Annotated in this window: 27 protein-coding genes; 12 read left to right on the top strand and 15 right to left on the bottom strand. The window is 63.1% G+C overall.

The window, feature by feature from the left end; genetic code table 11:
* Positions 1 to 100 precede the first annotated feature (100 nt).
* Both AFIDRAFT_RS05835 and AFIDRAFT_RS05830 read right to left on the bottom strand, forming a co-directional pair.
* Entirely contained in the window at positions 101 to 781 is a 681-nt protein-coding gene (locus AFIDRAFT_RS05835) for a MarC family protein (RefSeq protein WP_009338333.1), read from the bottom strand.
* 15 nt (positions 782 to 796) lie between these two features.
* Positions 797 to 2,053 (bottom strand): aspartate kinase, encoded by a 1,257-nt coding sequence (locus AFIDRAFT_RS05830; protein ID WP_009338332.1) that lies wholly within the window; start codon positions 2,051 to 2,053, stop codon positions 797 to 799.
* Between the two features lie 140 nt (positions 2,054 to 2,193).
* Here AFIDRAFT_RS05830 and AFIDRAFT_RS05825 point away from each other — a divergent pair, with 140 nt between their 5' ends.
* The 3 genes from AFIDRAFT_RS05825 to AFIDRAFT_RS05815 all read left to right on the top strand — a co-directional run bounded on the left by AFIDRAFT_RS05825 (position 2,194) and on the right by AFIDRAFT_RS05815 (position 4,426).
* Positions 2,194 to 2,661, top strand: a complete 468-nt coding sequence (locus AFIDRAFT_RS05825; protein WP_009338331.1) for a PH domain-containing protein — start codon at positions 2,194 to 2,196, stop codon at positions 2,659 to 2,661.
* A gap of 12 nt (positions 2,662 to 2,673) precedes the next feature.
* Entirely contained in the window at positions 2,674 to 3,426 is a 753-nt protein-coding gene (gene ubiG, locus AFIDRAFT_RS05820; RefSeq protein ID WP_009338330.1) for a bifunctional 2-polyprenyl-6-hydroxyphenol methylase/3-demethylubiquinol 3-O-methyltransferase UbiG, read from the top strand.
* A gap of 103 nt (positions 3,427 to 3,529) precedes the next feature.
* The gene (locus AFIDRAFT_RS05815) at positions 3,530 to 4,426 is read left to right on the top strand and encodes a DMT family transporter (protein ID WP_009338329.1); all 897 of its coding nucleotides are present in this window, start codon (positions 3,530 to 3,532) and stop codon (positions 4,424 to 4,426) included.
* A 4-nt stretch (positions 4,427 to 4,430) separates the two neighbouring features.
* Here AFIDRAFT_RS05815 and AFIDRAFT_RS05810 read toward each other — a convergent pair whose 3' ends face one another.
* The 4 genes from AFIDRAFT_RS05810 to AFIDRAFT_RS05795 are packed head-to-tail and all read right to left on the bottom strand — an operon-like array spanning position 4,431 to position 6,896.
* Entirely contained in the window at positions 4,431 to 4,901 is a 471-nt protein-coding gene (locus AFIDRAFT_RS05810; protein ID WP_009338328.1) for a DUF1178 family protein, read from the bottom strand.
* Positions 4,898 to 5,785 (bottom strand): carbon-nitrogen hydrolase family protein, encoded by an 888-nt coding sequence (locus AFIDRAFT_RS05805; RefSeq protein ID WP_009338327.1) that lies wholly within the window; start codon positions 5,783 to 5,785, stop codon positions 4,898 to 4,900. The genes AFIDRAFT_RS05810 and AFIDRAFT_RS05805 overlap by 4 nt, the downstream gene beginning before the upstream one ends.
* Positions 5,782 to 6,057, bottom strand: a complete 276-nt coding sequence (grxC, locus tag AFIDRAFT_RS05800; protein ID WP_009338326.1) for a glutaredoxin 3 — start codon at positions 6,055 to 6,057, stop codon at positions 5,782 to 5,784. Before grxC ends, AFIDRAFT_RS05805 begins: the two co-directional genes overlap by 4 nt.
* A 38-nt stretch (positions 6,058 to 6,095) precedes the next feature.
* Positions 6,096 to 6,896 carry a ComF family protein gene (locus tag AFIDRAFT_RS05795; RefSeq protein ID WP_009338325.1) on the bottom strand — a complete coding sequence of 267 codons (801 nt, stop codon included), beginning with the start codon at positions 6,894 to 6,896 and terminating at the stop codon, positions 6,096 to 6,098.
* An 89-nt stretch (positions 6,897 to 6,985) separates the two neighbouring features.
* On the opposite strand from AFIDRAFT_RS05795, the gene AFIDRAFT_RS05790 reads away from it, so the two are divergent.
* The gene (locus AFIDRAFT_RS05790; RefSeq protein ID WP_009338324.1) at positions 6,986 to 7,834 is read left to right on the top strand and encodes a methyltransferase domain-containing protein; all 849 of its coding nucleotides are present in this window, start codon (positions 6,986 to 6,988) and stop codon (positions 7,832 to 7,834) included.
* 13 nt (positions 7,835 to 7,847) lie between these two features.
* Here AFIDRAFT_RS05790 and mutT read toward each other — a convergent pair whose 3' ends face one another.
* The 3 genes from mutT to AFIDRAFT_RS05775 all read right to left on the bottom strand — a co-directional run bounded on the left by mutT (position 7,848) and on the right by AFIDRAFT_RS05775 (position 10,581).
* On the bottom strand, positions 7,848 to 8,264 hold the full coding sequence (gene mutT / locus AFIDRAFT_RS05785) for an 8-oxo-dGTP diphosphatase MutT (RefSeq protein ID WP_009338323.1): 417 nt from the start codon (positions 8,262 to 8,264) through the stop codon (positions 7,848 to 7,850).
* Positions 8,264 to 9,499, bottom strand: coding sequence for a bifunctional glutamate N-acetyltransferase/amino-acid acetyltransferase ArgJ (argJ, locus tag AFIDRAFT_RS05780; RefSeq protein WP_040298110.1), 1,236 nt, complete (start codon positions 9,497 to 9,499; stop codon positions 8,264 to 8,266). The genes mutT and argJ overlap by 1 nt, the downstream gene beginning before the upstream one ends.
* A gap of 185 nt (positions 9,500 to 9,684) precedes the next feature.
* The gene (locus tag AFIDRAFT_RS05775) at positions 9,685 to 10,581 is read right to left on the bottom strand and encodes a peptidylprolyl isomerase (protein ID WP_009338321.1); all 897 of its coding nucleotides are present in this window, start codon (positions 10,579 to 10,581) and stop codon (positions 9,685 to 9,687) included.
* Between the two features lie 355 nt (positions 10,582 to 10,936).
* Between AFIDRAFT_RS05775 and secA the strand changes: the two genes are divergently transcribed.
* Positions 10,937 to 13,771, top strand: coding sequence for a preprotein translocase subunit SecA (gene secA, locus AFIDRAFT_RS05770; RefSeq protein WP_009338320.1), 2,835 nt, complete (start codon positions 10,937 to 10,939; stop codon positions 13,769 to 13,771).
* An 80-nt stretch (positions 13,772 to 13,851) separates the two neighbouring features.
* Here secA and AFIDRAFT_RS05765 read toward each other — a convergent pair whose 3' ends face one another.
* The 4 genes from AFIDRAFT_RS05765 to AFIDRAFT_RS05750 all read right to left on the bottom strand — a co-directional run bounded on the left by AFIDRAFT_RS05765 (position 13,852) and on the right by AFIDRAFT_RS05750 (position 17,672).
* Positions 13,852 to 15,279: a L,D-transpeptidase family protein gene (locus tag AFIDRAFT_RS05765; RefSeq protein WP_009338319.1), complete on the bottom strand. Its 1,428-nt coding sequence runs from the start codon at positions 15,277 to 15,279 to the stop codon at positions 13,852 to 13,854.
* Positions 15,280 to 15,471: 192 nt separating this feature from the next.
* Complete coding sequence (locus tag AFIDRAFT_RS05760) at positions 15,472 to 16,434, bottom strand: acetyl-CoA carboxylase carboxyltransferase subunit alpha (RefSeq protein WP_009338318.1); 963 nt, start codon at positions 16,432 to 16,434, stop codon at positions 15,472 to 15,474.
* A 116-nt stretch (positions 16,435 to 16,550) separates the two neighbouring features.
* A complete protein-coding gene (xerD, locus tag AFIDRAFT_RS05755) occupies positions 16,551 to 17,510 on the bottom strand; it encodes a site-specific tyrosine recombinase XerD (RefSeq protein WP_009338317.1) in 960 nt (319 codons plus the stop codon).
* A 15-nt stretch (positions 17,511 to 17,525) separates the two neighbouring features.
* Positions 17,526 to 17,672, bottom strand: coding sequence for a hypothetical protein (locus AFIDRAFT_RS05750; protein WP_009338316.1), 147 nt, complete (start codon positions 17,670 to 17,672; stop codon positions 17,526 to 17,528).
* A gap of 175 nt (positions 17,673 to 17,847) precedes the next feature.
* Between AFIDRAFT_RS05750 and AFIDRAFT_RS05745 the strand changes: the two genes are divergently transcribed.
* Genes AFIDRAFT_RS05745 through AFIDRAFT_RS05735 form a run of 3 tightly spaced genes read left to right on the top strand, consistent with a single transcriptional unit; the run spans position 17,848 to position 20,956 of the window.
* Positions 17,848 to 18,462 carry a shikimate kinase gene (locus AFIDRAFT_RS05745; protein ID WP_009338315.1) on the top strand — a complete coding sequence of 205 codons (615 nt, stop codon included), beginning with the start codon at positions 17,848 to 17,850 and terminating at the stop codon, positions 18,460 to 18,462.
* 11 nt (positions 18,463 to 18,473) lie between these two features.
* Positions 18,474 to 19,640 (top strand): 3-dehydroquinate synthase, encoded by a 1,167-nt coding sequence (gene aroB, locus AFIDRAFT_RS05740; RefSeq protein ID WP_009338314.1) that lies wholly within the window; start codon positions 18,474 to 18,476, stop codon positions 19,638 to 19,640.
* A 5-nt stretch (positions 19,641 to 19,645) separates the two neighbouring features.
* A complete protein-coding gene (locus AFIDRAFT_RS05735) occupies positions 19,646 to 20,956 on the top strand; it encodes an HlyC/CorC family transporter (RefSeq protein WP_040298107.1) in 1,311 nt (436 codons plus the stop codon).
* A gap of 21 nt (positions 20,957 to 20,977) precedes the next feature.
* Here AFIDRAFT_RS05735 and AFIDRAFT_RS05730 read toward each other — a convergent pair whose 3' ends face one another.
* Complete coding sequence (locus AFIDRAFT_RS05730) at positions 20,978 to 21,244, bottom strand: BolA family protein (protein WP_009338310.1); 267 nt, start codon at positions 21,242 to 21,244, stop codon at positions 20,978 to 20,980.
* Positions 21,245 to 21,393: 149 nt separating this feature from the next.
* Here AFIDRAFT_RS05730 and AFIDRAFT_RS05725 point away from each other — a divergent pair, with 149 nt between their 5' ends.
* Positions 21,394 to 22,035, top strand: coding sequence for a J domain-containing protein (locus AFIDRAFT_RS05725; protein ID WP_009338308.1), 642 nt, complete (start codon positions 21,394 to 21,396; stop codon positions 22,033 to 22,035).
* An 8-nt stretch (positions 22,036 to 22,043) separates the two neighbouring features.
* Here the strand turns inward: AFIDRAFT_RS05725 and AFIDRAFT_RS05720 are convergent, their stop codons facing one another.
* Positions 22,044 to 22,685 (bottom strand): DedA family protein, encoded by a 642-nt coding sequence (locus AFIDRAFT_RS05720; RefSeq protein WP_009338306.1) that lies wholly within the window; start codon positions 22,683 to 22,685, stop codon positions 22,044 to 22,046.
* Positions 22,686 to 22,972: 287 nt separating this feature from the next.
* Here AFIDRAFT_RS05720 and cobS point away from each other — a divergent pair, with 287 nt between their 5' ends.
* Genes cobS through cobT form a run of 3 tightly spaced genes read left to right on the top strand, consistent with a single transcriptional unit; the run spans position 22,973 to position 26,289 of the window.
* Positions 22,973 to 23,971, top strand: a complete 999-nt coding sequence (gene cobS, locus AFIDRAFT_RS05715) for a cobaltochelatase subunit CobS (protein WP_156186940.1) — start codon at positions 22,973 to 22,975, stop codon at positions 23,969 to 23,971.
* A gap of 9 nt (positions 23,972 to 23,980) precedes the next feature.
* Positions 23,981 to 24,391 carry a GNAT family N-acetyltransferase gene (locus AFIDRAFT_RS05710; RefSeq protein ID WP_009338302.1) on the top strand — a complete coding sequence of 137 codons (411 nt, stop codon included), beginning with the start codon at positions 23,981 to 23,983 and terminating at the stop codon, positions 24,389 to 24,391.
* The gene (cobT, locus tag AFIDRAFT_RS05705; protein WP_009338300.1) at positions 24,388 to 26,289 is read left to right on the top strand and encodes a cobaltochelatase subunit CobT; all 1,902 of its coding nucleotides are present in this window, start codon (positions 24,388 to 24,390) and stop codon (positions 26,287 to 26,289) included. The genes AFIDRAFT_RS05710 and cobT overlap by 4 nt, the downstream gene beginning before the upstream one ends.
* Positions 26,290 to 26,292: the final 3 nt, after the last annotated feature.

Genomic DNA, 26,292 nt, shown 5'->3' with positions numbered 1-26,292 from the left:
TCCGACATGGTTTGGGCGTCACCTTCGCCTTTACAGGCTATAGCGAATTGGGCCTCCCTTTGCCAAGCAAAAGGCCTGCCATTCCGGCGGTATGGAAGGGTTACAGGGACAGGCCCAGCGAGGCGAAGGTGGCCGGAGGAACGAGGCTGCGCAACCCGCTCCAGATGATCTGAATGCCGATGCAGAACAGCAGAAATGCCGATAATCGCATCATCACGCTGGTGCCGCGCTCGCCGAGCACGCTGACGATGTTGCTGGCGAAGCGGTAACAGACATAGATCGTCGCGGCGACCGCCAGAAGTCCCGCAAGAGCGCCGCCGCCGAGCATGGCAAGCTGGGTGAGGTCGGCCTCGGAAGCCGGCCGCTGGCTGCCGAGCGTGATCGCGACCGAGATCGAGCCGGGGCCGACGGTCAGCGGCATGGTGAGGGGATAGAAGGCATCGACCGTGCTGCGGGGGCCGGGGTGTTCGCGCGTTTCGATGTCGTCGCCCTGGTGCAGAAGCTGCCAGCCGAACGCCGCGACCACGATGCCGCCGGCGATGCGCACCACCGGCAGCGTTATACCGAAGAATACCAGCACATGCGAGCCGATGAACAGCGAGCCGAGCAGCAGAAGGAAGCTGTTGATCGCGACGCCACGGGCGAGCGCGGGCAGCCGCGCTTTCGGAATGCGATTGGTCAGCCGCAGGAAGATCGGTGCGCCGCCGACCGGATTGACCACGGGAAACAGCGCCGCGTAGACCAGCAGAAACGCATTCACGATCTCTGCAAAATTGTTCACGCAGGCTGGCCTGTGTCAGGTTTTGGCGTCTAGTCCGTAGAGCGTATGCAGTGTGCGGACCGCAAGCTCGGTGTAGGCGGCGTCGATCAAGAGTGAGAACTTGATTTCCGAGGTCGTGATCGCGCGGATGTTGATGTTGCGCTCCGACAGCGCCGCGAAGGCGCGCGCGGCGACGCCGGCGTGACTGCGCATGCCGACGCCGATCGCCGAGATTTTGGCAACATCGGTCGCGGTGTCGACCCGCTCGTAGCCGATCTTGTCCTTGGCCTTGGCGATCACGTCCTGTGCGCGGGTGAAATCCACGGCCGGCACCGTGAAGGTGAGGTCGGTGAAGCGGCCGTCTTCCGACACGTTCTGCACGATCATGTCGACGTTGATGTTGGCATCGGCCAGCGGTCCGAAGATCGAAGCCGCGACGCCGGGCTTGTCCTGGATGTGACGCACCGAAATCTGGGCTTCGTCCTTGGAGAAGGCGATGCCGGTGACGACTTGGCTTTCCACGATTTCCTCCTCGCTGCAGATCAGCGTGCCCGGCGGTGTGCCGTGCGGGTCGATGTCTTCTGGCTTGTCGAAACTGGAGCGGACGAACACCGGCACGTTGTGCACGAGGCCGAGTTCGACCGAGCGGACCTGCAGCACCTTGGCGCCCTGCGAGGCCATTTCCAGCATTTCCTCGAACGCCACCTTGTCGAGACGGCGCGCCTTCGGCACCACGCGCGGGTCTGTGGTGTAGACGCCGTCGACGTCGGTATAAATATCGCAACGGTCCGCATGGATCGCGGCCGCGATCGCCACCGCCGAGGTGTCGGAACCGCCGCGGCCGAGCGTGGTGATGCGGCCGGTGTCCTGATGGATGCCCTGGAAGCCGGCGATGACGGCGACTTCCTTGTTCTCCTTGAAGCGCTTGATCAGTTCGCTGCCGTCGATGCCGGTGATGCGCGCGGAGGCGTGGGCATCGCTGGTCTCGATCGGAATCTGCCAGCCCTGCCAGGACCGGGCCTGGATGCCGAGCGCCTGCAGCGCGATGGCCAGCAGTCCCGACGTCACCTGTTCGCCGGAGGCGACGATGGCGTCGTACTCGCGCGCATCGTGCAGGGCTGAGGTCTGCTGCGCCCAGCCGACCAGTTCATTGGTCTTGCCCGACATCGCCGAGACGACGACGGCGACGTCATGCCCGGCATCGACCTCGCGTTTGACGTGGCGGGCGACGTTCTGGATACGCTCGATGTTGGCGACGGATGTGCCGCCGAACTTCATGACAAGGCGGCCCATGGAGTGGCGCAGTCCCGTTATGGTTCAGGGTGGAGGATCGGTTCCGCTCAAAACCGCAGCGCCGCTCCGAAAACGCGGCTATACATACCTGCGCCGCCCGGGGCAAGCCATGAGTTCCGGGGACTGGGAGAGTGGGCACGATGGGCCGTTATGTCGACGAGATTTTGCAGCCGGGCGAACAGCTTCGCTATTCGACGTCGATCCACGGCATCGTCTATGCGCCGGGGCTGATGTGCCTCGTTCTGGCGGCGGCGGCCCTGATCGGGGCATGGGCGACAACCGAAGGGACCCTGGTCGCCGTGCTGATCGGCGTCGCCGCGGTTCTGGCCGCCCTGGCCCTCGTTTTGCTGTTGAGCGCGTGGTTTCGCCGCTGGACCACGGAAACCGATGTCACCAGCCTGCGGGTGGTGCACAAGGAGGGTTTCATCAAGCGCAACACGTTCGAGATGAGTCTGGACAAGGTCGAAAGCGTCGATGTTGCCCAAAGCATTCTGGGGAGAATTTTCGGTTGGGGCGATGTGACGGTGAAGGGCGTCGGCGAAGGGCATAAAACGATGAACATGATCGCCTCGCCGCTGCAATTCCGCAATTCCATTACCGCGCACTGAGGGCGGACACCCATGACCGACACCTCTCACGCCACTGCTTCTCCGAGCGTCGATCCCGCCGAGATCGCGCGCTTCTCCAAGCTCTCGGAGACATGGTGGGACCCGAATGGCAAAATGAAGCCGCTGCACCGGATCAACCCGCTGCGGCTCGCCTATATCCGCGACGCCGCCTGCCGCAAGTTCGAACGCAATCCCAAAAGCCTGAATTGCCTGTCGGGCCTGCGGATTCTCGACATCGGCTGCGGCGCGGGCCTGCTGTGCGAGCCACTGGCCCGGCTCGGCGCGCAGGTCGTCGGCATCGATCCGTCCGAGACGAATATTTCGGTGGCGAAGCTGCATGCTGAGCGCGGCCATCTCAGCGTCGATTACCGCTGCACCACGGTCGAACAGATCGATCTGCGCGAGCGGTTCGATATCGTGCTGGCGATGGAAGTGGTCGAGCACGTCACGGACGTCGGTGCGTTTCTCGCGCGCTGCGCGGCGGCGATGAAGCCCTCCGGGCTGATGGCGGTCTCGACGCTCAACCGCACCTGGAAAAGTTTCGCGCTCGCCATCGTCGGCGCCGAATATGTGCTGCGCTGGCTGCCGCGCGGCACGCACCAGTGGGACAAGTTCGTGACGCCCGAAGAACTCACGAACTATCTAGACGCGTGCAAGCTCGGCATCACCGAGCAGACCGGCGTGGTGTTCAATCCACTCGCCGACCGCTGGGGCCTGTCGTCCGATATGGACGTCAACTACATGGTGATCGCGGAGAGCCTGTAAGGCCGCTGTGGTTTCGCGGTTCTGATATGCAGGCGGCTCGCTTGACGGCAACCGCAGCATCATAGCCTTTTGCAGCGATGAAAGATCACCGCTGCGGTTGCTCATGACCAATCTGACCTGGCTCTGGATACCCTTCACGCTGGTGGGCGCGGTTGGCCAGGTGGCGCGCAACGCCATGCAGCGCGGGTTGACCGGGCCGCTCGGCACGCTCGGCGCGACGCATATCCGTTTCCTGTTCGGCTTTCCGTTCGCGGTCCTGTTTCTGGGCGCGATCCTTTTCGCCACCGGCGAGCATATCGGCTGGCCGGCTTCCGGCTTTGTTCCGTGGCTGCTGGCGGGGAGTCTCGCGCAGATCGCGGGCACCGCGCTGATGCTCGCGGCGATGCACGAACATTCCTTCGTCGTCACAACGGCCTATCTCAAGACGGAAGCTATACAGGCGGCGATCTTCGGCTTCGTGTTTTTGGCGGATCATCTCACCGGCATGAAGGTGGCGGGTATCCTGATCGCGACCGCTGGCGTGGTGCTGACGGCGTTGCGACCGGGCGCGAAAGGATTCGGCAGTTTGCGCCCGACGCTGCTTGGACTGTTCGCGGCCTCCTTCATGGCGCTCTCGGCCGTTGGCTATCGCGGCGCAATCCTCGAGGTGAAGGGCGTGAGCTTCATGGCCGCGGCGAGTTTTACGCTTGCGGTGGCCTTGCTGTTGCAGACGCTGGTGCTCTCGGCCTATCTGATCGCGCGCAAGCCGGGCGTGATGACGTCGATCTTCCGGCTGTGGAAGCCATCGATGTTCGCGGGCTTCATGGGCGCGTTCGCGTCGCTGTTCTGGTTTCTCGCCTTCGCGCTGACCCCTGCTGCCAATGTGCGCACGCTGGCGCTGGTCGAAGTGCTGATCGCGCAGGTGGCGGCGCATTACGGCATGAAGCAGTCGATCACAGCGCGGGAAGTGGCGGGCGTGCTGCTGATCCTGATCGGCGTGACGGCACTGGTGGCGGGCTAGAAGTTCAGTTCCGCTCGTCCGGCAGAAGCGGCAGCGGCATCACCTCAACGCCTTCATCAAGCAGCGAACGGGTTTCTTCCGCAGTGGCCTGACCGTAGATGGCGCGGTGTTCGGAATCTCCATAATGAATCTTGCGGGCCTCGTTGGGGAAGCGACGGCCGACATTTTCTGCGTTCTTCTCCACATGCTCGCGCAATTCGCGCAACTTGGTGACAAGCTCCTGCACCTCGGGCGCCATCGCCAGAGGCGAGGTTGCCGCAGGGGTATCCGGCGTTGCCGCCGGTTCGGGCGCTGGCGCAGCCTTCGTGCCTTTCGAGGCAAGGCGAGGGGCCATGATCGCCTTCTCGACCTTGGCGGACTCGCAGGCCGGACAGGTCACGAGATGCCGCCTGTGCTGTGTCTCATAGGCGCTGGAGCTTTGAAACCAGCTCTCGAAGGTATGGCCGCATTCGCAGCGCAGCGCATAGCGGATCATGACGATCCCCTGACAGCGCGCAGATAGTCGGGATGCTGGCCCGGGTCGCGAACGCTGAAGCGACGGCCATGCTGGAGCGACGGGATGCTCTTGCGTACGGCAACGACCCGCGCGGGATCGATCTCCGCGGCGATGATGCCAGGCTCGGTGCCGCCCTCGGCAATCACCGTGCCCCACGGATCGATGATGAGCGAATGACCGAAGGTCTCGCGCTTGTTCTGGTGCAGGCCGCCTTGCGCGGCAGCGAAGATGTAGCAGCCGTTCTCGATCGCGCGGGCGCGCAACAGCGCGTGCCAGTGGGCTTCGCCGGTGCGCTTGGTGAAGGCGGCGGGTACCGAGATGAACGATGCGCCTGCCTCTGCGAGCGCACGGAACAGCGCCGGAAAACGCAGGTCGTAGCAGATGGTGAGGCCGAGACGGCCCCAGGGCAGATCGGCCAGCACCGCGGTTTCGCCCGGCTGATAGTTGGCGGATTCGCGGTAGCTTTCGCCGTTCTCCAGATCGATGTCGAACATGTGGATCTTGTCGTAGCTGGCGAGAACGTCGCCGCTCGGCCCGATCAGGAACGAACGGTTCACCGCGCGCTCCGGCGAAGCCTTCAGCGCCAGCGAGCCGATATGCAGATGAACCTTCAATTCCGCCGCGAGGTCCTGATACGCCTTCAGCGAGACGTCATCGGCCTCGCTCGCGAGCAGTTCGAACAGCGCCGTGCGGTTCTCCTGCATCACGTTGGTGACTTCCGGCGTCTGGATGTATTGCGCGCCCTGTGCCGCCGCCTCGCGGATGAGTTGCGTGGCCTGCACGAGATTTTCGGCGGGCATCAGGCCGGTGCGAAGCTGGACCAGCGCCGCCTTGAAGGGCGTGACGGAAGCCGTCTCGGTCATGTGGGCTCTTTCTCTCCGTTCAGCAGGGCGTCGAGCCTGCCTGCATCGTCGAGCGCATACAGGTCGTCGCAGCCGCCGACATGGAAGCCGTCGATGAAAATCTGCGGGAAGGTGGTGCCGCCATTGGCGCGCGCCAGCATCTCCTGGCGGAAGTCCGGATTCTTGCCGGCGTCGAATTCGGTGAAGTCGACATGCTTGCGCTTCAGCAGCGCCTTGGCGGCCGAGCAGTAGCCGCAACCCGGCCTGGTATAGATTTCGACAGCGGCGGACATTGTGCATTCCATGGAAAATATCGGGGCTGATGAGTTGATTATATGGGAGGGCGGAACGCCTCCACAACCCGCGCAAACACCAGCACATCGACCGAGGCCGCCTTGGCGCGCAACAGCGCGCGGGCGCAGGCATCGACGGTTGCACCCGAGGTCAGCACGTCGTCCACCAGAATGAGGTGCCGCCCCGCGACGGACGCGCGCTGGTCATCGCCGACTGCGAATGCGCCTTGCATGTTGCGGGCGCGCTCGGCCCGCGACAGGCCGACCTGCTGATGGGTAGCGCGGGTGCGTTGGAGGAGGTCCGCCCGTACGGGGATCTTGGATTGGCGGCCGATGACATTGGCCAGCGCTGCCGACTGGTTGTAGCGCCGCGACCAGCCGCGCTTCCAGTGCAGCGGCACCGGGATCAGCGTATCGGCGTCATGCAGCAGTTCTGCCCCGGCGCGTGCCATCCAGCGGCCCATTGCGGGCGCCAAATCTGTGCGATCCTGATATTTCAGCGCATGGACGAGCGTGCCCGCGACATCGTCATAGCGCACGGCGGCGCGGGCGCGGTGATAGGCGGGTGGAGCGGCGATGGCCTCCATCGACAACAGGCCGGGGCCGGGATCGTACACGAACGGAATGCCGAGCCGCGCGCAGTAAGGCGGCGCGATGAAGGAGAGTTTTGCCCAGCAGGCAGGGCAGAGCCCCTCACCCGAAACCGGCTCGCGGCAGGAAATGCACAGCGTCGGCAAGGCAATATCGAGCGCGAGTCGTGCGACGCGGCGACCTACATCGTGGCAGGCGTTCCACGCGCCACGCAAGAAAGGCCGCATCGGCATCGGCTGCATCGGCATGGGTCGAGCCTAGCCTTGCCGATGAGACCGCTCAAGCCGGTTCGCGCCCGCGATTGAATGCAGGCGGCGTTGGGCGTAACAAGCGGCCCATGACATCCACGTCACCGCCGAAAGTGTTCGATCTCGCGCTGCTCAAGAAGCGGCAGACGCGTGCTGCGAAAGCCGGTGCGGAGACGTTCCTGCTCGACCGCGTCGTGGAAGACTTAAGCGAGCGGCTTCATGCCGTGGTACGCGATTTTCGGAACGCGGTCGATCTCGGTTCGCCGGGGCATGGCGTCTCGGATGTGCTCGCGGCCTCGGTCAAACAATCGCGACATGTCGATTGGTCTGTAGGCGAGCAGGAGGCGCTGCCGCTTGAAGCGAATTCGCTCGATCTCGTCGTCTCCGCGCTGGGGCTGCAATTCGTCAACGACCTGCCGGGGGTGCTCGCGCAGATTCGTCGGGCATTGCAGCCGGACGGCTATTTCCTCGCCGCGACGGTTGGCGGCGACACGCTCACCGAGCTACGTCAGTCGTTCGCCGAAGCCGAGGTCGCACTTGATGGCGGCCTGTCGCCGCGCGTCATTCCGATGCTCGATCTGCGCGACGCCGGTGCGCTGTTGCAGCGCGCGGGCTTCGCACTGCCGGTGACGGATGTCGATCGCGTCACCGTGCGCTACGACAACATGTTCGGGCTGATGCGCGATCTGCGGCGGATGGGCGCGACCAACATGCTGGCGGATCGCCGCCGCACGCCGCTGCGCCGCGCGACGCTTTTGCGCGCCGCTGAAATCTACGCGCAGCGCTTTTCCGATGCCGACGGCCGCATTCGCGCAACGTTCGACATCGTCTGGATGGCGGGCTGGTCGCCGGATGCAAGCCAGCCGAAGCCGCTCAAGCCGGGCTCGGCAAAGATGTCGCTGGAGGAAGCGGTGAAGAAGGCGGGCGCGCGCAAATAGGCGCAGTGCACGGCTACAGCAACAAATCCGTCAGATGCGAGATCAGCGGAATGTCGGCGGGCGGCATCGGATAGTCGCGCAGTTTATTCGCGCGCACCCAGGCGATCGGCTGGCCTTCGCGGCCTGTCACGGTGCCTTCCCAGCGCCGGCAAATGTAAAGCGGCATCAAAAGATGGAAGGTCTCGTAGGCGTGGCTCGCGAACGTCAGCGGCGCGAGGCAGGATTCCTGCACTGTAATGCCGAGTTCTTCGTGAAGTTCGCGGATCAGCGCAGGCTCGGGCCGCTCGCCCGGCTCGAGCTTGCCGCCGGGAAATTCCCATAGCCCGGCAAGCTGCTTGCCCTCCGGGCGCTGCGCGATCAGCACGCGGTTGTCGGTATCGATCAGCGCGCAGGCGACGACGAAAACCAGTTTCGTGGCGGGCTTGTCCATCACGACCTGTAATCGCCGTTGATCGCGACATATTCCTTGGTGAGGTCGCAGGTCAGCACCCGGTCGCGGCCCTTGCCGAGGCCGAGCGCGACCTTGATGGTGATCTTCGGCTGCTTCATCAGCGATGACACTTCCGCTTCGTCATAGGATGGATCGCGCATGCCCTTGTGGGCGACACGCACGCCGTTGAAGTAGATCGCGAGCTTATCACGATTGGCGGGCTCGCCGGCTTTTCCGACAGCCATCACCACGCGGCCCCAATTGGCGTCCTCGCCTGCGATCGCGGTCTTCACCAGCGGCGAGTTCGCGATCGACATCGCAATCTTTCGCGCGGACTTCTTTGAAGTCGCGCCTTCGACCAGCACCTCGACGAGCTTGCGCGCGCCTTCGCCGTCGCGCGCCACCTGCTCGGCGAGATCGGCGAGCACGGCGCGGAAGGCTTTCACGAAGGCCTTCAGGCGCGGGTCGGATGCGCGGGTGATTTTCGGCGCGTTTGTCGCGGTGCCGGTGGCGAACGCGAGCAGGGTATCGGAGGTCGAGGTGTCGCCGTCGATCGTCACCGCGTTGAACGTGTCCTCGACGCCGCTCTTGAGCAGCGCCTGCAATGCGGTGGCTGAAATCGGCGCGTCGGTGAACACGAAGGACAGCATCGTCGCCATGTCGGGCGCGATCATGCCCGCGCCCTTAGCGATGCCGTTGATGGTGACCTTGGCCTTGCCGAGTTTCACGGTTCTGGTCGCGAGCTTCGGGAAGGTATCGGTGGTCATGATGGCGCGCGCGGCCTCATTCCAGCCGCCGGGTTCTGCCTTCTGCGCGAGGTCGTCGAGGACGCCGTTGAACTTGGTGGCGTCGAGCGGCTCGCCGATGACGCCGGTGGAAGCGAGGAAAATCTGGTCGGCGCTGCCGCTGGTCGCGCTTGACGCGATCTTCGCGGTCAGCGCGGTCGCGGTCTTGCCGGTCTTGCCAGTGAAGGCGTTGGCGTTGCCGGAATTCACCACCAGTGCGCGGGCAACACCCTTCTTCAGTTTGGCGCGGCACCAGTCGACGGCGGCACTCGGACATTTTGATTTGGTGAAGACGCCTGCGACCGTGGTGCCCTTGTCGAACAGCGCCAGCAGCACGTCGGTGCGGCCCTGATAGCGGATGCCTGCGGCGGCGGTTGCGAGCCTGACGCCGTCGATGACCGGCAGTTCGGGGACGGAGGTCGGTGCGAGGGGGGAGACGGCGGTCGACATGAGATGGGATGCCTTGATGTCCAGGATCGAACGTGAGCGGCCGGTTTGGGCCATACACGTCTTACATCCTTGTCGATGAAGGCTCCAAGACCTGATGTTTAAAAGACCTGATGTTTAAAACGTGCATGCCCGGCACAAGGCCGGGCATGATGTCAAACCACCATAGGGAGCTTTGCGAAGTCGATTTACTTCTTCGCGGGTGCCGCCGGTGCGGCCTTCGGATCGGCGGGCTTGGCCGCGTCGGTCTTCTGGTCGAGCCGTTCGATCTTGGCGTCCGAGCGCAGCTTGGCGACGTACTCGGCCTGCGCCTTGCGGATGACGAAGGCTTCAAGCTGCGGCTTCACCTGTTCGAAGGGCGGAGCCTTGCGGGCGCGCTTGTCCTCGACCTTGATGACGTGCCAGCCGAACTGCGACTTCACCGGTTCGGAGATCTTGCCGGGCTCCAGCGCAAAAGCGGCGGCGGAGAATTCCGGCACCATCTGGTCCTTGGTGAAGTAGCCGAGGTCGCCGCCATCGGATGCACCCGGGTCCTTCGATTTCTTCTTCGCGAGTTCGGCGAAATCGGCGCCCTTCTTCAGTTCGGCGATGATCTCCTTGGCCTCGGCCTCGGTCCCGACCAGGATGTGACGGGCGTGAACTTCCTGCTCGCCGGAAATCTGCTTGGCGGCGTCGTCATAGACCTTCTTCAGGGCCGCGTCGGTGACGGCTGCCTTGCCCTCCTGATCGAGCAGGGTGTCCATCAGGAGCCGGCTGCGGGTGAAGGCGAGCTTCTGCTTGAAGTCCGGCGTGTCGGCGATCTTCTTGTCTTCCGCGGCCTTGGCCACGAGTTTCAGGTCGATCAGGAGCTGCACGACGCTGGCCTGGCGGGAGGCCGGGTCGAGCTGGGCGAGGCTCGGGCCGATGTCCTTTTCCGCAGCGGTGACATCGCTTTGCCGGATCTCGGACCCGTTAACCTTGGCGAGGACAGGATTGTCGTCGGCGCGCAGCGGCTGGGCCGCCATCAGGGTCATGGCCATGCAAAGCGCGGCGGTCGAGAGCAGGCCAAGGCGCACGGCAGATGTCGTGCGGGTCGGGAGGGTCATGGAATATCCTTTTCTGATCAAAAGCGGAGAACAGCGAAGTCGCGGGACACTCGCTCAACCGCCCGCCGATGGCAACGCGAAAACCCGTCAAAATCATGAAATCCTTGAGAGGTTGGCGCGTTGACAAGCCCTTGGGGGACCCATATCTCTCCCGGCAACCGGCTTTTGGCGCAGGGGTTTTTACCGCGCGCCCTTGGACTGGTGATCTTCAGCATTTTGCTGCTCCACACCCTGCAGGCATCCGCCCGCAAGGACCGGTCGCAAAAAGGCCATGCGTGCAGTCTTGATGACGGATGGCCTTAACGGACGATCCGGCTTCGGGGTCGCAAGTCAAACTGACAGACGGGATTAAACGATGATCGGCGCGCTCGCCCGCAAATTATTCGGCTCCGCCAACGACCGGCGGGTGAAGGGATATCAGGCGAGGGTCGATGCCATCAATGCGCTGGAGCCTGAGCTTGTCGCGCTCTCCGATGAGGCGCTGAAGGCGCGCACCGCGGAGTTCAAAGAGCAACTCGCAGGCGGCAAGACGCTCGACGACATTCTCGTTCCGGCATTCGCCACCGTGCGCGAGGCTGCCAAGCGCACGCTTGGCCAGCGCCATTTCGACGTGCAGTTGATCGGCGGCATGGTGCTGCACGAGGGCGACATCGCCGAGATGAAGACCGGCGAAGGCAAGACGCTGGTGGCGACGCTTGCGGTCTACCTCAACGCGCTCGCGGGCAAGGGTGTCCATGTCGTCACCGTCAACGATTACCTCGCCAAGCGTGACGCCGAATGGATGGCGCAGGTGTACGGCTTCCTCGGCCTCACCACCGGCATCATCGTCCACGGCCTCGACGACGCCGAGCGGCAGGCGGCCTACGCCTGTGACATCACCTACGGTACTAACAACGAATACGGTTTCGACTATCTGCGCGACAACATGAAGTATCGGCTGGAGGACATGGTCCAGCGCGAGCACTTCTTCGCCATCGTCGACGAAGTCGACTCGATCCTGATCGACGAAGCGCGCACCCCGCTCATCATTTCCGGTCCGCTCGACGACCGCTCCGAATTCTACAATACCATCGACACCTTCATGCCGAGCCTCGAGAAGGTCACGGATTTTGAGGTCGACGAGAAACAGCGCACGGTGACGCTCACCGAGGCGGGTATGGAAAAGATCGAGACGCTGTTGCGCGACGCTGGGCAGCTCAAGGGCGAGTCACTCTACGACGTCGAGAACGTTTCCGTCGTCCATCACGTCAATCAGGCGCTACGCGCCCACTCGCTGTTCACGCGTGACAAGGACTACATCGTGCGCGATGGCGAGGTCGTCATCATCGACGAGTTCACCGGCCGCATGATGCCGGGCCGCCGCTATTCCGAAGGTTTGCATCAGGCGCTGGAGGCGAAGGAGCACCAGCCGGTGCAGCCGGAGAACCAGACGCTCGCCTCGATCACGTTCCAGAACTACTTCCGCATGTACAAGAAGCTCGCGGGCATGACCGGCACCGCGGCGACGGAAGCGGACGAATTCTACGACATCTACAAATTAGAGGTGGTCGAGATTCCGACCAACCTGCCGATCGCGCGTCTCGACGAGGATGACGAGGTCTATCGCACCTCGCGGGAGAAATACGCGGCGATCCTCGCCGAGATCGAACGCGCGAATTCGCGGATGCAGCCTGTTCTGGTCGGCACCGCATCCATCGAGAAGTCCGAGGTGCTGGCCGACTTCCTCAAGGAGCACGGCTACAAGCAGATCGATTTTGCCAATCCGAAATCGATGGCCAAGCTCTATGACGCGGCGCGCGCGGGCAAGCCGTCGAAACTGTTCGCGGTGCTGAACGCGCGCTTCCATGAGCAGGAAGCCTACATCGTGGCCGAAGCGGGCGTGCCGGGCGCGATCACCATCGCGACCAACATGGCGGGTCGCGGCACCGACATTAAACTCGGCGGCTCGCTGGAAATGCGCGCAGCCGCCGCGACCGCTGGTATCGAGGATGCGGCGGAGAAAGAAAAGATCGTCGAGGGCATCAAGGCCGATATCGAGAAATTCAAGACCATGGTGCTCGCGGCGGAGGAAACCGTCGAACTCGATCCCGGCAAGCCCGGCGGTAAGACGATCCAGAAGCCGGGCGGTCTCTATATCATCGGCTCCGAGCGCCACGAGTCTCGCCGCATTGATAACCAGTTGCGCGGCCGCGCCGGCCGTCAGGGCGACCCCGGCCGCACCAAGTTCTACCTGTCGCTCGACGACGACCTGATGCGCATTTTTGGCTCGGACCGCCTCGACAGCATGCTGCAGCGCCTCGGCCTCAAGGAAGGCGAGGCGATCATCCATCCGTGGATCAACAAGGCGCTGGAAAAGGCGCAGCAGAAGGTCGAGGCGCGCAACTTCGACATCCGCAAGAACCTGCTGAAATACGACGACGTGCAGAACGATCAGCGCAAGGTGATCTTCGAACAGCGCATCGATCTGATGCGCGACCAGAGCGTCAGCGAAACCGTCACCGACATGCGCCATGGCCTGATCGAAGGTCTGATCGCCAAGCACATCCCCGAGCATGCCTATGCCGAGCAGTGGGATGTTGCCGGGCTGCATGAGGAACTGAAGCGCGTGCTCGATCTCGATCTGCCGGTCGAGGACTGGGCCAAGGAAGAAGGCATCGCCGACGAGGAGATGCTGGCGCGGCTTGAGAAGCACGTCGACGAACACATGGCGGCGAAGTCCGCGCAGTGGGGTCCCGACGTGATGCGCTACGTCGAGAAGACCATTCTGCTGCAGACGCTCGACCATCTGTGGCGCGAGCATCTCGTGATGCTCGATCATCTGCGTCAGGTGATCGGCCTGCGCGGCTACGGTCAGCGCGATCCGTTGCAGGAGTACAAGTCGGAAGCGTTCGAGCTGTTCGAATCGCTGATCGCGCATTTGCGCGAGGCGGTGACCGCGCAGCTGATGCGCGTCGAGATTGTGCCGCCGGACGAGCAGCCGCCGATGCCGGTGATGGAAGCGCACAAGTTCGATCCGAACACCGGCGAAGACGAGGTGGCGCGCGTGCAGACGGCGATGGCGGCGGCGCAGGTGTCGCCGTCGCAGCGCGATCCGTCCGATCCGGCAACGTGGGGCAAGGTTGGGCGTAACGAGGATTGCCCTTGCGGCTCGGGCAAGAAGTTCAAGCACTGTCACGGCCGCTTCGCGTAAGCGTGCTGCGATTGCTGTGCCAATAAAAAACGCCGGTCGAAGGACCGGCGTTTTTTATTGACGGCTGGGATTGATGCGGCTTACTGGAAGCTCGACCAGCGGCTGTTGAACGAATTGGCGGGCGCGGTGGGTTGTGCGCCGGCGATCGTTTCGGGCGGCACCGGAGCAGAGGACTTCGTTTCCGAAGGCTTGGTCTCGGGCCCGGCCTGTGCCGTGCGGTTGAGCGGAATGATCCGGGGCTCGGGCATCCTGACTTCCGGCGCGCGTGCGGGCGCCACGTTCTTCGCGATGGCCTTCGACTTCGGCGCAGGAGTGGGCTTTGGCGCGGGCGCAGCCTGCGGTTCGGCGGGTTGCTCGCGCTTCCAGCCGACCTTGCTGGCGAGGGCCGAGAAAACATTCGGGCCGCCGGTCTGGCTCGTCGTCTCGGACGAAGAGCTCGTCGCGGCTGTTTCCATCACCGCGCCTTCTGGCGCGCGCGGCGGATTGACGTAAGAGGGGATCGTCCCCGGTGCAGGGCCCGTGGCTGAAATGGTGTAGTCGTTGACGTCGCTCATCGCGATCGATTGGGCGTCCGGCAGTTTGGTGGCGAACACCGGATGCATGCCGCCGTCGATGCCCGCGCGCGACTTCGCGAGCCGTGCGCCATGCGAGATCAGCTCGGCGAGCTTGCTGCGGTCGGCGCGCTCCTTGTCCTGAAGCGCCTGGGCGACTTCCGGGTTGAGCTGATAGGCCGGGCACTTGCCGGTGGGGTTGAAGGTCAGCGGCTTGCCGCCCGGCAGGGGTTCGGCATCGAAGACGTATTTCTTGTCGCAGACATCGACCTTCGGCTCGGTCTTGGTGACCTCGAAGATGTCGTTGCCTTCCTTCAGCATGCGCCAGAACGGCATGTTCGGATTGTCGCGATACTTCGCCATGTTCTGCGGCGTCATCCGGAACGGATAGGCCTGCACCTGGAACGCCGTCTGGCCGCCGAAGAAGGATTCGCGGCCGAGCGAATAGATTTCCGAGATCTGTTCGTCCGTCATCGCGTAGCAGCCGCGCGACGAACAGTCGCCATGCACCATGAGCTGCGAGCCGGTGCGGCCCCAGGCGCGGTCATAGGCGTTCGGATAGCCCATGTTGAAGGAGAGATAGTAGGCCGAGGCCGGGTTCATCTGCCCCGGCGTGATGGAGTAGAAGCCTTCCGGAGTCTGGCGGTCGCCCTCGCGGATCTTCGGGCCGAGATCGCCGGACCAGCGGCAGATCGCATAGGTCTTCAAGAGCGCGAAGCGTCCGCTGCGATCCTGCTTCCAGACTTCGAGTTCGGATTCCTGCTTGAACAGGCGCACCAGGATCGGCGAGCCCTTGTCCATGTTCTTGGCTTCCATCTCGGCCAGGAGTTTTTCAGGAATAGGCTTGGTGGCCTTGGCGCTCTGCGCAAGGTTCTCGCCGTTGCAGCCGGCCAGTAAAGTGCCGGTCGCCAAGGCTGCGGAAACCATCAATGCGCGGATGAGGGAACGGTTGATCAAGATGCACCCTGCGCTTCGGATTCCACGGCGCGAATGCCGCGGCGTGCGGGAACCTGAACGAGCGGATATTTCCGATTATTATCCTTAAAGAACCTTCACCCGCAAGCTGGAGGGGTGTGAGGAACCCGCTCCATAGTGAAAGTAAAGTTAAGTCAAATTTCACGAAAAAGCCACGATTGCGGCGGGACGCCTTCAGCCGAGGCGGCGTCCGATATCGAGAAACTTCTGCCGCCGCTGAGTGCGGATCGCCACCGGATCGAGTGAGCCGAGGTCGCGGAGTGATTGCGCGATGGCATCACCCGTGCGCGCGATCATGTCGGCGGAGTCGCGATGCGCGCCGCCCGGCGGTTCCTTCAGGATCGTGTCGATGATTCCGAACCGTGCGAGGTCCTGCGCGGTGATCTTCAGGTTGGTGGCGGCTTCCTGCGCTTTGGTGGCGTCGCGCCACAGGATCGAGGCCGCGCCTTCCGGCGAGATCACGCTGTAGACCGCATGCTCCAGCATCAGCACTCGGTTGGCGGTGGCGATCGCGATCGCGCCGCCCGAGCCGCCTTCGCCGAGAATGACGGCGACGTTCGGCACTGTGAGGTTGAGGCACGCTTCCGTCGAGCGCGCGATGGCTTCGGCCTGTCCGCGCTCCTCCGCGCCGATGCCGGGATAGGCGCCTGCGGTGTCGACGAGTGACAGCACCGGAATGCCGAAGCGGTCGGCCATCTCCATCAGCCGCACGGCCTTGCGATAGCCCTCGGGGCGCGCCATGCCGAAATTGTGCTTGAGACGGCTCTCGGTGGTGGAGCCTTTCTCCTGGCCGAGGATGCAGACGCTTTCGCCGCGGAAACGTCCGAAGCCGCCGATCATGGCATCGTCGTCGCTGAATTTGCGGTCACCCGCGAGCGGCGTGAATTCGGTGATGAGGCCTGCGATATAATCGACGCAATGCGGCCGCTGCGGATGCCGCGCGACCTGCGTCTTCTGCCACGGTGTCAGGTTGGCGTAGAGATCGTGCAGCGCGATCTTCGCCTTGTCCTCGATCCGCGAAATTTCCTCGCCGATGTCGCTGCCACCGGCTGCGAGCGTGCGCAACTCGTCGATCTTCGAATCGAGTTCGGCGACGGGCTTTTCGAAGTCGAGATAGCTGCGGATCGGATCGGCCATGAAAACAAATATAGGATGGAATGAAGGGATGTGTGCGGCGGGCGGAAACTGGACTTAGGACCCTCTCAAGTCAAGCGCGGCGGAACGAAAGATAAACGCCTGATATATTTGAAATATTATTTTTCGGCGAGCGGGTGAAGATCGCGCACCAGACTCTTCAATCTCTCCTCCACCACATGGGTATAGATTTGCGTCGTGGAGATATCGGTATGGCCGAGCAGCGTCTGGACGATACGCAGGTCGGCGCCGTTGTGCAGCAGGTGGCTTGCGAAGGCATGGCGTAGCACGTGCGGGCTGATAAGACGGGGAGAAATTCCAGCCGCGACCGCAAGCTCTTTCAGATCGCGTGCAAAATGCTGCCGTGTCAGATGTCCGCTTTCTCCCGAGGACGGAAACAGCCATTTTGAAGCGGGTTCAGATTTGGCCTTCTCGCCCTTTTCCTCCTTGGCGGTACCGGCGGCAGCGAGGTAGGCGGCCATTGCATCGCGTGAACTCTGGTTGAGCGGAACGAGGCGTTCCTTGTCGCCCTTGCCGCGCACCACGATCATTCGTGCATCGCGCCGCGCCGCTGACAGCGGCAATGCCACCAGTTCCGAGACGCGCAAGCCGGTAGCGTAGAGCACTTCGAGCAGGCACCACAGCCGCATCGCGCGCACCTTCTGGAGTGGCGGCTGGTCGCGGTCCGCGAACTCACGGGCCTTGCCAAGCAACCGGTCGACGTCGGCGATGGACAAAACTTTCGGCAGCGCGCGGCCGCGCTTGGGGCCGGAGAGGATCGCGGCGGGATCGTCGGTTCGCTTGCGCTCGTTGAGCAGGAAACGAAACAGATGTCGCATCGACGATAGCCGCCGCGCGACGCTTGAGGATTTGAAGCCGCGCTGGTCGAGGTCGGCGAGGTAGTCGCGTAGAACCTGCGTATCGGCGTGCGCAAAATCCTGTTTGGCGCGTGCGAGGAAGGCTGCGAGATCCTCGAGGTCGCTGCGATAGGCGTTGAGCGTGTTGTCGCCCGCGCCTTGTTCGGCGGCGAGCATGTCGAGGAACAGATCGATCGTTCTTGCGTCGGAGGATGCGGCCATCACGCCTCCCGCCCGTTACTTCTTCTGGAACTTGTCCGGAGAGATGTTGATCGTCATCTCGCGGGGCGTCGGCTTGACGAAATTCGCCAGCGCGTACACGGCGCCATAAATGAGGCCGCCGATGATCGCGATCACGCTCAGGAAGCGAAACAGACTTGGCATTGGCTCTCGGCGTTGGTCTTCTGCCGTCCCATCTCCGGCCGCCCGGGCAATCTCGGAGCGTTAACGACATCCACCATGTTCGGGCCGTTTCAGCAAGCCTTCCATAATGTCCCCTATGGCGAGGCGGCCGAAGGCGGTAAGATGGCTGCATATGAGCCCTGACGAGCCTGCGGAAATGCCCGAAATCCTTGCCCGGCAAGGTGTTGCCCAGAACCAGATCGCCGACATCCTGTCGGCGCTCGGGCCGAGGGCGATTGTCTTTGTGGGCATGATGGGATCGGGAAAATCCACCGTCGGGCGGCGGCTGGCCGCGCGTCTGCGGTTGCCGTTCGTCGATGCCGATCATGAGATCGAAACGCGGCACGGCGGCATGACGATCACCGAGATTTTCGCGAATCACGGCGAGCCGTATTTCCGCGAGGGCGAGGCCAAGGTGATCTCGGCGCTGCTCGATGGCGGCGCGCAGGTGCTCGCGACCGGCGGCGGCGCCTTCCTGCGCGAGGATACGCGCGCGCGAATTCGCGACAAGGCGGTATCGATCTGGTTGAAAGCGGATGGGCCGACCGTGCTGCGCAGGGTGAAGCGGCGCTCCGATCGCCCGCTGCTGCAGACCGAGGACCCGGCCGCGACCATCGAGCGCCTGATTGCCGCACGCGAGCCGTTCTACGGCCTCGCCGATATTTCCATCGTGTCGCGCGACGTGCCGCACGATAAAATTGTCGATGAATGCATCGATGCTCTCCATGAATATTTGTGCGGAACGCCTATCGCTTTCGCAAATAAGACTTAAATAGGATACCGATGCCCGCCGCCGCTGAAACCAAATCCCGTTCCGACGATACGACGATGCTTGAGGTCGGCCTCGGTGCGCGTTCGTACAACATCGCGATCGGGCGCGGTCTGCTGCCCTCGCTCGGTGAACGCATCAAGGCGCTCCGGCCCGGCGCGCGTACTGCCATCGTCACCGACCGCACGGTGGCGAAGCACTGGCTGGCCCCGGCGATGGATGCGCTTCAGTCCGCTGGCGTTGAAGCGGCGCAGCCGATCATCGTCGAGGATGGCGAAGGATCAAAAAGCTACGGCGTGCTTGAGGATGTCAGTGAAGGGCTGATCGCGGCCAAAATCGAACGCAACGATCTCGTGGTCGCGCTCGGCGGTGGCGTGGTCGGCGATCTCGCAGGTTTTGCGAGCGCCATCGTGCGCCGCGGCGTCGATTTCGTGCAGGTGCCGACCTCACTGCTCGCGCAGGTCGATTCTTCCGTCGGAGGTAAGACCGGGATCAATTCGCCGAAGGGCAAGAATTTGATCGGCGCATTCCATCAGCCGATTCTAGTGCTGGCCGACACCGCCGTGCTCGACACGCTGTCGCCGCGCCAGTTTCGCGCGGGCTATGCGGAAGTCGCGAAATACGGGCTGCTCGGCGATCTCGGTTTCTTCGAATGGCTCGAGAAAAATCACGACGGGATTTTCTCAGGGAATACGGCGCGCGAACATGCGGTCGCCGCAAGCTGCCGCGCCAAGGCGGGGATCGTCGCGCGCGACGAGTTTGAGACCGGCGAGCGCGCGTTGCTCAACCTCGGCCATACCTTCGGCCACGCGCTGGAAGCCGCGACCGGATTTTCCGATCGTCTGTTCCATGGCGAGGGTGTTGCCGTCGGCATGACGCTTGCCGCGGAATTTTCCGCGCGGCGCGGGATGATTTCTCAGAACGACGTGGCGCGCGTACAGGCGCATCTGGCTGCCGTCGGCCTGCCGACGCGGTTGCAGGATATCGCAGGCTTCACCCAGGAAGGTGTCGGCGATGCGGATGCGCTGCTGTCGCTGATGTTCCAGGACAAGAAGGTCAAGCGCGGCAAGCTCACCTTTATCTTGTTGGAACAGCTTGGCCGCGCCGTCATCGTCAACGATGTCGACCCGGCGTCGGTGCGCGATTTCCTGAGCGAGAAACTGTCGCAAAAACCCAACTGATGAGCATGGGCTGGATCACGTTCTCCATCGTTATTGCCTGTCTGCTGGTCTCCGCATTCTTCTCGGCGAGCGAGACCGCGCTGACCGGTTCGTCCCGCGCGAGCATGCTGCGGCTGAAGACGCAGGGCAGCAGTCAGGCCGGCATCGTCACGCGGCTGCTTGAGAACCGCGAGCGCATGATCGGCGCGCTGCTGGTCGGCAATAACCTTGCAAACATCGGCGCGTCCGCGCTCGCCACCGGCGTGTTCACGGCATGGTTCGGCGAGGTCGGCGTGTTGTACGCGACCGGCGTGATGTCGGCGCTGGTCATCATTTTTGCCGAAGTGCTGCCGAAGACGGTGGCGATCAATGCGCCGGATCGGGTCTCGCTGCTGGTCGCGCGGCCGATGCAGTGGGTCCTGCTGATCCTCAGCCCGCTCCTCACCGTGATCGACGTGGTGGTGCGGCTGTTGATGAAGCTGCTGCGTATTCCGATCGGCGCGCACCAGAACCTGTTGTCGCCGACCGAACGGCTGCGCGGCGCGGTCGATCTCATGCATCATGAGGGCGGTGTGGAGAAGCAGGACCGCGACATGCTCGGCGGCCTGCTCGACCTCAAAGACCTCGATGTCTCCGACGTCATGGTCCACCGCACCGAGATGGTGATGATCAACGCCGACCTGCCGGCGGAAGAACTGGTGCGCGAAGTGCTCGCCACCGAATACACCCGCATCCCGCTGTGGCGCGACAAGCCGGAGAACATCATCGGCGTGTTGCACGCCAAGGATTTGTTGCGCGCGATCCGGGTGACGGAAGGCGATACCTCCAAGGTCGATGTCAGCGCGATCGCATTGCCGCCATGGTTCGTGCCGGAAATGCGGCCGTTGTCGGAGCAGCTGAAGGCTTTCCGCCGCCGCAAGACGCATTTCGCGCTGGTGGTGGATGAGTACGGCGAAGTGGAAGGCCTCGTCACGCTGGAGGACATTCTGGAGGAAATCGTCGGTGACATTTCCGACGAGCACGATGTCGTCGTGGCCGGCGTGCGCGTTCAGCCCGACGGTTCGGTGATCGTGGACGGCACGGTTCCGATCCGCGATCTCAACCGCGCGATGGACTGGAAGCTACCGGACGAGGAGGCAACGACCATTGCGGGCCTCGTCATTCATGAGGCGCGTTCGATCCCGGACCGTGGCCAGATCTTCACCTTCCACGGTTTTCGTTTCCGGGTGCTCCGCCGCGAGCGCAATCGCATCACCGCGCTGCGCATCTTCCCGCTGCCGCCGGCAACGGACGAGCCGATGCCGCGCCGTGCGGGCCGGGCGTTCAGTTTTTTCTAGGATTTACGGCAGAATGCGCGGCTATTCGCCGGGCGCCAGCGTCTTCAGCGCCAGCGCATGAACGCCACCCGCGAGATCGTCCGCCAGAATCGCGTTTATCATCCGGTGGCGCTCGACGCGGCTCTTCCCTTCGAAGGCGCGAGACACAATATGAACCCTGAAATGCGTTTCGCCGCCAGGGCGGTGCCCGGCGTGCCCTTCATGCAGATGAGATTCATCGATGACGCTGAGGCTTTCCGGATGGAAAGCGTCGGTCAGTTTTTTGGCGATCGTGTCTTTGGCGGTCATGATATGCGCAATATCGTGCGTTATTGAGCGCCGTCAATGCGCTTGATGCGCGACCCCTATGATTTGCGGTCTGCGGTCTCGGCGATGTATAGTCCGCGGTTCGCGAAATTCGCGATTTCCCGTCCTCTTGAGCCACGTTGTCCGAGCTGATGTCTTTCGATTCGAAATATTTTGACAAGATCCGCATCAAGCCTGCCGCGAAGGGAAAAGCCCGCGTCAAGGAAGAGGCGGTGATGTGCGAATGGCCGGATTGCAAAAATCCTGCCCCGCATCGTGCGCCGAAGGGCCGTGGCAAGGAGCGCGAATATTGGCACTTCTGTCTCAACCACGTTCGTGAATACAACCAGTCCTATAATTTCTTCTCAGGCATGAGCGACGAGGCGGTCGCGCGTTATCAGAAGGATGCGCAGACCGGCCATCGTCCGACCTGGAAGATGGGCGCGAACACCGGCAAGGGCAAAGGTAAGCCCGGCGTGGAGGACGAGTTCGAGGGTGCGCTCGATCCGTTCGCGATGTTCCAGGAAATGAACGGGCGGGGCCGCTGGCGTCCGGGCCCGGGTGCCAAGGCTGAAACCAAGACCGAAACGCGGAAGGTGATGAACGCCGAGCGCAAGGCGCTGCAGGTGATGGGGCTGGGTGCGGACGCGACGCTCGAGATGGTCAAGACGAAATACAGGCTTCTGGTGAAGCAACATCATCCCGACGCCAATGGTGGCGATCGCTCGACCGAGGATCGCCTGATCGAGATCGTCAAGGCGTATAATTATCTGAAGACCGTGGTTCGTCCGTAGGCTGACGGTTATTTGCAGGGCGTGGCGTGCAGTGCACGGCGGCGCGCTCGCCAGCAGCGAAACGCCCATATCGCCGCGCCGATCACGAGCAAGCCGCCGACCAGCGGCAGCGCGTAATGTTCGGCTTTCGCGCCCCATTGTTCGACCGCGGACCCCGCCAGCACGCCGGGCAGGATCATCGCGGGCGCCCAGGCCAGAACGGCCAGGACATCGATGGCGAAGAACTTTGGTGGCGGCATGTCGAGCGCGCCTGCCGTGATCGGCACGAAAGCCCGGATCGGCGGCACGAAGCGGGCGAAGAACACCGCGAACGTGCCGTAGCGCAGGAAGAAGCGCTCGCTCTCCGCGATCAGAGCTGGGTATTTCGACATCGGCCACAGCGACAGCACGCGCCGCTTCTGCGTGTAGCCGAGCCAGTAAGCGAGGCCGTCGCCCAGTGCCGCACCGGCGATGGCGGCAATGAGAATGGGCGCGAGCTTCAGGTTCCCACTTGGCACCAGTGCACTCAAGGCCAGGATCACCGTCGATCCGGGCACGACGGAGCCCGCCAGCGGCACGGCTTCCAGCAGGGCGGATAGGAAAATGACGACATAAGCAACGGCGCCATGCGACGACACAAAGGCGACGATGAGATCGAGATACTGGCTCACGCACGATCCAAAATGTGGAATGAAGGAACGGTCGGACCGCCTATAGGTGGGAACGCAGAGAAGAAAACCAATGCGGGGTTGCAAATCTGCAGGCCCTGCCCGGCAAACATGCGGTACCGGGGGCCCTTCAATAATTCCGATAAATGGACTATGTTTTTGATGTAACGAAAGAACTTTTAGCAGCCGCAAGGCTTCTGCCGTTTGCGGCTCTCTGCTAGGTTCACCCCGCATCCCACCCGCGCGAACAATGCACGTCTGGTTTCGGGAGCATCCGAGACCACGGAGGAATGATGACTGCTGCCACTTTGCAATCGCAGGAAACCACGCGACTGCCGGACATGAAGGTGTCCGTGCGCCAGGTTTTCGGCATCGACACCGATCTTGAGGTCCCCGCTTATTCGGAAGTCGATCCCCATGTGCCGGATGTCGATCCGGATTATCGCTTCGATCGCGCGACCACGCTCGCGATTCTTGCGGGCTTCGCCAAGAACCGCCGCGTGATGGTCACGGGCTTTCACGGCACCGGCAAATCCACGCATATCGAACAGGTAGCCTCGCGGCTGAACTGGCCGTGCGTGCGCGTCAACCTCGACAGCCACATCAGCCGCATCGACCTTGTCGGCAAGGATTCGATCGTGGTGCGCGACGGCAAGCAGGTTACGGAATTCCGTGACGGCATCCTGCCGTGGGCGCTTCAGAACAACATCGCATTGGTGTTCGACGAGTATGACGCTGGTCGTCCCGACGTGATGTTCGTGATCCAGCGCGTACTGGAAGTTTCCGGCCGCCTGACGTTGCTTGACCAGAACAAGGTCATCAAGCCGCATCCAGCGTTCCGCCTGTTCGCGACCGCCAACACCATCGGTCTCGGCGACACGTCGGGCCTCTATCACGGCACCCAGCAGATCAACCAGGGCCAGATGGACCGCTGGTCGATCGTCACCACGCTGAATTACCTGCCGCACGACGAAGAAGTCGAGATCGTGCTCGCCAAGGCGAAGCACTATCGCAACGACGCCGGCCGCGACATCGTCAACAAGATGGTGCGGCTTGCGGACCTCACGCGCAACGCTTTCGCCAATGGCGATCTCTCCACCGTGATGAGCCCGCGTACGGTCATCACCTGGGCCGAAAACGCGGAGATCTTCGGCGACCTCGGCTTTGCGTTCCGGGTCACCTTCCTCAACAAGTGCGACGAACTGGAGCGCCCGCTGGTGGCTGAATTCTATCAGCGCTGCTTCAACGTCGATCTGCCGGAAAGTGCTGTCAACGTCGCACTGAGCTGAGCTGAATAGATGCCCAAGATCGCTGTCGAGCGGACTGTCGGCGAGACGAACAGAGCCGTGCTGAAGGGGCTTTGGAGCTACAATACGGAGAAGTTGGGAAAACACCGGCATAAACGGTTTGCCGTCTCCCTGCGCGAAAAGAATGTCATCGTCGGCGGCGTCACCGGCGAAGTCTGGATCAATGTGTTGTTCATCCAGATGTTCTGGATCGAAGCGCGGCTTCGCCGCAAGGATTACGGCACCAGGCTCATTGCAGCGATCGAGGACGCGGCAAGAAAGTTCGGCGCCGTGCGTGCCTATGTCGACACCATGAGCTTTCAGGCTCCCGGTTTCTACCGATCGTGCGGCTATAAGGAATTCGGTTCGATCGACGGTTATCCGCAAGACACGACGCGTCACTGGTTCACGAAAAAGCTATGAGCACCGCGACGACAAACAAGTTCAAGACGGGTCCGAAGGAATCTCCGGCGGAGCCGTTCAAGCGTGCGGTGACGTCCTGCCTGAAGGCGATCGCCAAGAAATCCGAGCTTGACGTTACGTTTTCCGCGGAGCGGCCGGGCATCGCGCCCGGCAAGGCGCGGCTGCCGGAGCCTTCGCGCAAGCTGACCCGGAAGGACGCCGCGATCGTGCGCGGCCATGCGGATTCGATCGCGCTGCGGCTCGCCTGTCACGACCCGAAACTTCACCGCAAGCTTGCGCCGAGCAACCAGCAGGCGCGCGCGGTGTTCGAGGCGATGGAGCAGGCGCGTGTCGAAGCCATCGGTTCGAAGCGGATGGCGGGCGTCGCCAAGAACCTCAACGCGATGCTCGACGACCATTTCCATCGCGGCAAATATGACGAAATCACCGACCGCGCCGATGCGCCGCTGGCGGATGCGCTGGCGATGCTGGTGCGCGAACGCCTGACAGGGCAGGCGCCGCCGGTGGCGGCGCGCCGGATCGTCGATCTGTGGCGGCCGACCCTGGAGGAAAAGGTCGGTCACCGGCTCGATCAGTTGCAGAGCCTCACCGAAGATCAGGCGAAGTTCGGCGAATCCATCCAGGACGTGCTGACCGCGCTCGAACTCAGCGATGAACGAATCGCCGAGCCGGACGAGGATGAGAACGAGGAAGAGGACAAGAAGGGCGGCGACAAGGGCGAGGCCGGTCAGGAGGCTGAGGCCGACAAGGACGAGACGGACGAGATGTCCGCTGACCAGTCACAGTCGCAGAGCGAGGATGCCTCGTCGGACAGCGTCGTCGATGCATCGCAACTCGCCTCCAGTGAGGACTACGACGAAGGCGATATGGGCGAAGAAGAAACGCCCGGCGACGCCACGCGGCCGCACCAGCATGGACGCAACGAGCCAAAAGGGCCGGAATATCATGCCTTTGCGCCGAAATTCGACGAGGTCATTTCCGCAGACGAACTGTGCGACGCCGAGGAACTGACGCGGCTGCGCGGCTATCTCGACAAGCAGCTTGCGCATTTGCAGCATGTGGTCGCGCGCCTTGCCAACCGCCTGCAGCGCCGGCTGATGGCGCAGCAGAACCGGGCATGGGAATTCGATCTTGAGGAAGGCATGCTCGACCCGGCGCGGCTGTCGCGCGTCGTCACCGATCCGTTCCATCCGCTCTCCTTCATGCACGAGAAGGAGGCGACCTTCCGCGATACCGTGGTGACGCTGCTGCTCGACAATTCCGGCTCGATGCGCGGTCGCCCGATCACAGTGGCGGCGACTTGCGCCGACATTCTGGCGCGGACGCTGGAGCGTTGCGGCGTCAAGGTCGAGATTCTTGGCTTCACCACGCGGGCCTGGAAGGGTGGACAATCGCGCGAGGCGTGGCTTGCGGCAGGCAAGCCTGCCAATCCCGGCCGGTTGAACGATCTGCGCCACATCATCTACAAGTCGGCGGACGCCCCGTGGCGTCGCGCGCGGAAGAATCTCGGCCTGATGATGCGCGAGGGGCTTCTCAAGGAGAACATCGACGGCGAGGCCCTCGATTGGGCGCACAAGCGTCTGCTTGCGCGCCCCGAGCAGCGCAAGATTCTGATGATGATCTCGGACGGCGCGCCGGTTGACGATTCAACGCTCTCGGTGAACTCCGGAAACTATCTGGAGCGGCATCTGCGCTGGGTCATCGAGGAGATCGAGACACGCTCGCCCGTGGAATTGATCGCCATCGGCATCGGCCATGATGTCACGCGCTACTACAGACGTGCGGTCACGATCGTAGACGCGGAAGAGCTCGGTGGCGCGATTACCGAAAAGCTCGCCGAACTGTTCAGCGAAACCCACGGCGCGCCTCCGGCAGACCGTCGCCGCAAACTGCACTGAGCA

It is taken from the genome of Afipia sp. 1NLS2 (assembly GCF_000178995.1).
GTDB lineage: Bacteria > Pseudomonadota > Alphaproteobacteria > Rhizobiales > Xanthobacteraceae > Afipia.
Note: the sequence above shows the minus strand (reverse complement) of the source record. Positions and strands in the feature narration are given on the sequence as shown.